We start from the raw sequence: 3530 nt of genomic DNA, 5'->3' as shown, positions 1-3530 counted from the left end.
TCGTGTTTCCGACTCTAGCTTTGAATCAACTGATTTCCATCTCCACTTCAATCCTGTTCGTAAAACTTTATCCCTTTACCAAGATAAACATAATCATGATAAAGCCAAAGAAGCCGAATATCTTTCAAGAACTAATAATGATTGGTAATTAAACCAATTAATTATTATCATAAAAATTTATTTTGTTCCAAGACCCTTTTCAGGGTCTTTTTTATTTAACAACACAAAACCTCGGAAAGGAAATAAAAACCGATGTTCATTAATAAAATCTTACCAATTTTACCAAACAATCTCCTTTTGTTTATCATTACCTTATTGTTGTTATTTCCACTAACCACTATTTATTATGGTATTAAGTTCTATCTTTTTACCGTTAAACTAAGTATCCGTCACCTCCAAAAAGGCATCATGGTCCAATTTTACCAATATTTAACCACCAAGCAACCGAATCATCATGTGGCATCTTTTTAATCCTTGGTTAACCAAGATAAACCATCTGCTTCAGCGAATAAGTAGTTCTTTCTTAACTTACCAAAATCAATGGTTAAATTTAGGTTTATTCGCAATTATTTTATTATTTCTTCCCCATTTATTATCTTTAATTGATTTTATCCTTAAAGTTTTTTATCACCTTTTGTGTTTCTTTTATTATTTAGGAAAATATCTGTTATTATTATTGAAAAAAATTTTTAAGAAAGAATAATTATGATGCGCATCAAAAACTTAAATCAACGGACCAAATTATGGTACCAACATCGTAAAAAATATATTAACGCTTCCGAAATTTCCTCCATTACAGGATTAGATCCTTTTCGTTCGCGAGAACAATTAGTCCATGATAAACTCTTTGGCGCCCCTTTTACCGCTAACCAATATACTCTCCATGGACAAAAAATGGAACCCATCGCTAGAGAATTTTTCAGCCAAAAAACTAATTTACCTTTTGAAGATGCTATCTTTGTTGATGATCAAGTTAACCTTTTTTCCGCATCTTTAGATGGCTACAACGAACAACACCAAGCTGTTTTAGAAATTAAATGTCCTTTTGTGAATGAAAACCAAGCAGTTTCTAGCACTTGGACTAGTTTTTTAAACAATCCCCAGTTAGAAAATATCCCTAAATACTACTGGGCCCAAGTCCAATGCCAACTTTTTTGTTCCCAAGCAAAATTCGCTTACTTTTTAGTTTATTTTCAGGACACTCATTATTATGTGGTGCGGATTTATCAAGAGCAAACTTTTATCATGAAAATGATTCAAGATAGTGAAAAATATTTAGCCCTTTTAAACAAAGCCAAACAAGAATTAGCTCAAACCACTTATTTAAAACAATTAAGTAAAATCAAATAATTAATTAATACTTTGAGACCTTCATCAAGAAGGTCTTTTTTTATGCCTAAAATTGACTTTAAAGGAGAAACTATAATGAAATTAATTGTTTTTGAAGGCTTAGATGGGAGCGGGAAAACAACACTGATTCAGACGCTTTATCACCAATTGACTCCCTTTCCCAAAGTTTATCAAGGATTAGGCAGTAGCACGATTGGTAAGGAAATACGAGATTTATTTTTAAATTTTCCCCAAGTAGATTATCTGACCCGTTTTTATTTAAGTTTGGCTAATATGACCCAAATCCAAGCGGAATTATTTAACAACAATTCATTAATTATCTGCGATCGTTGGTTACCTTCTACTTATGCTTACCAATTATTTCCTTTTTCCGAGGAAAAGCAACAACTTTTATCGTTAAAAAAGATTTTTCAGATCCATCATGAAACTATCTTAAGCAAACCTGATTTATTAATTTATTTAGATATTGATCCCCTTGTCGGCATAACCCGCAAAGAAAACCAAAAAAATCACCAAAGTGATTTCATCGAACAAAAACCGTTAACTTATTTTCAAACCGTTCGCCAAGGATACCAACATTATCTTACTCATTATACTAGGGGTATGAAGAAATTAATCTTAAACGGAAGTGATCCTGTGTCAGCAAATATCAAAAAAATTATGAAATATTTAGGAGCAATCAAATAATGGCTATTATCGTTAAGAAAAAATGTCAAAATGGTAATTTATATATCTATTATAGCAACGGCAAAATTAAAACCATCCGACCTGATGGCACCGTTACTTGGAAAACCAAAAAAATTAACTTTCGACTCGCCCAAAAGAGTCTTTTTTTATTGAGAAAGGGGAAAAATAAATGAAAGCATTAACTAATTTAGCTTTTGAACAGATTAAAGTTTTTAAGCCGCAATCTTTATGTGTTCAAATCACAAAACTGATCATCAACCCCACTCTCTTCAATCATCCTTTTCACGAATATATGGTCCAACATCATCATTTCTTAAATCAATATTTCAGGAATCACCACTACAACTCCCAAAGTCAAAAAGTAATTCGCGGTAAAATCAATGAATATCTTATTTTATTCTATTTTCAACACCAAGGAATTAGCAATTTATATCCTCAAGCTTATTTATTCTTTATCCCTGATATTAAATTTGATTTAGTGTTATTTACGAAAACCAAACGAATTATCGCGTTTAATTTTAAAACTTGTTTACGGGACCGTTATAAACAAGCCATGGTCGAAGCCCAACAACTCAAAAAACTCGATACGCGTTTTGAATTTTATTTATTAACTAATAATACGGTAGAAGCTCAAAGATTAAACAAGAAAATTAACCAAGGGAAAATCCTCGGGATTAATCAAGTTATTGACTTATTTTCTCCGCGCGCTAATCACTTCTTACACACTTTAAGGATAAACCAATTTATTCCTTTTCCCGATATTAATATCATTAAAAAAGCCCAAAGGAGTTAAGTGGCCATGTTAACCAATGAACAAAAAGCCCTAAAACAAATTATCACCTATCTAAACCAAAACAAAAAGGAACAATTAGAGTTTTATTTTGACCTAATTGATCCGCAATGGTTTTGCGATCGAAAACATCGTCAAATATTTCAAGCCTTAAAATATTTAACTTTAGAAAAAACCTCTCTCTCCCCCGTAGATCAAAGCCCATCCTCCGCTGCGCTCATTTCCCAATTACTAACTTATCTCCAAACCCATTTTCCTCAAGATCATTTTACTAACACATCTTTAGCTTTTTTAAATGATGATCTTTTTGAAGAAAATAACTTAGATTGCTTAACTAACTTAAAACATACTTATACCCAAGAAAAACTCTTCCAACAACTCTTAAAAATAATTAAACCTACTTTTGCTCATCCCGATCCTTATCATCACCATCTCTACTACCAAGAAATTTTCGCTAAATTAAGAAAATTTATGGTTTGGCTTCCCCACCAGTCCGACCAAACCTTATTCACCATCCCCCAAATGGCTACCATTCATCCTGAATTTTTTAAAACTGATCGTCAAGCCCAAGAAACGATCCGCGCCGAATATTATCGTTTATCCGAAAACTTCCGTGGTTTAAATCAAACCACTAACGGCTTTAAAAAAGGCCAAGTGATTACGATTGGCGGTTATACGGGTTTAGGGAAAACTAGTTTTGTTT

General features: G+C 32.2%; 4 protein-coding genes and 1 pseudogene. All 5 read left to right on the top strand.

The window, feature by feature from the left end:
* The first annotated feature begins 708 nt into the window (after nucleotides 1-708).
* A complete protein-coding gene (locus OC698_RS02805) occupies nucleotides 709-1350 on the top strand; it encodes a YqaJ viral recombinase family nuclease (RefSeq protein WP_304513183.1) in 642 nt (213 codons plus the stop codon).
* Nucleotides 1351-1425: 75 nt separating this feature from the next.
* Nucleotides 1426-2037: a dTMP kinase gene (gene tmk / locus OC698_RS02800; protein WP_304513182.1), complete on the top strand. Its 612-nt coding sequence runs from the start codon at nucleotides 1426-1428 to the stop codon at nucleotides 2035-2037.
* Nucleotides 2037-2210, top strand: coding sequence for a hypothetical protein (locus tag OC698_RS02795; RefSeq protein WP_304513181.1), 174 nt, complete (start codon nucleotides 2037-2039; stop codon nucleotides 2208-2210). The genes tmk and OC698_RS02795 overlap by 1 nt, the downstream gene beginning before the upstream one ends.
* A complete protein-coding gene (locus tag OC698_RS02790; protein ID WP_304513180.1) occupies nucleotides 2207-2830 on the top strand; it encodes a hypothetical protein in 624 nt (207 codons plus the stop codon). Before OC698_RS02795 ends, OC698_RS02790 begins: the two co-directional genes overlap by 4 nt.
* A gap of 6 nt (nucleotides 2831-2836) precedes the next feature.
* Nucleotides 2837-3530 (top strand): annotated as a pseudogene (locus tag OC698_RS02785) (replicative DNA helicase); the annotation flags it as partial.

The organism is Candidatus Phytoplasma gossypii (genome assembly GCF_030586975.1).
Classification (GTDB): domain Bacteria; phylum Bacillota_I; class Bacilli_A; order Acholeplasmatales; family Acholeplasmataceae; genus Phytoplasma; species Phytoplasma citri.
Note: the sequence above shows the minus strand (reverse complement) of the source record. Positions and strands in the feature narration are given on the sequence as shown.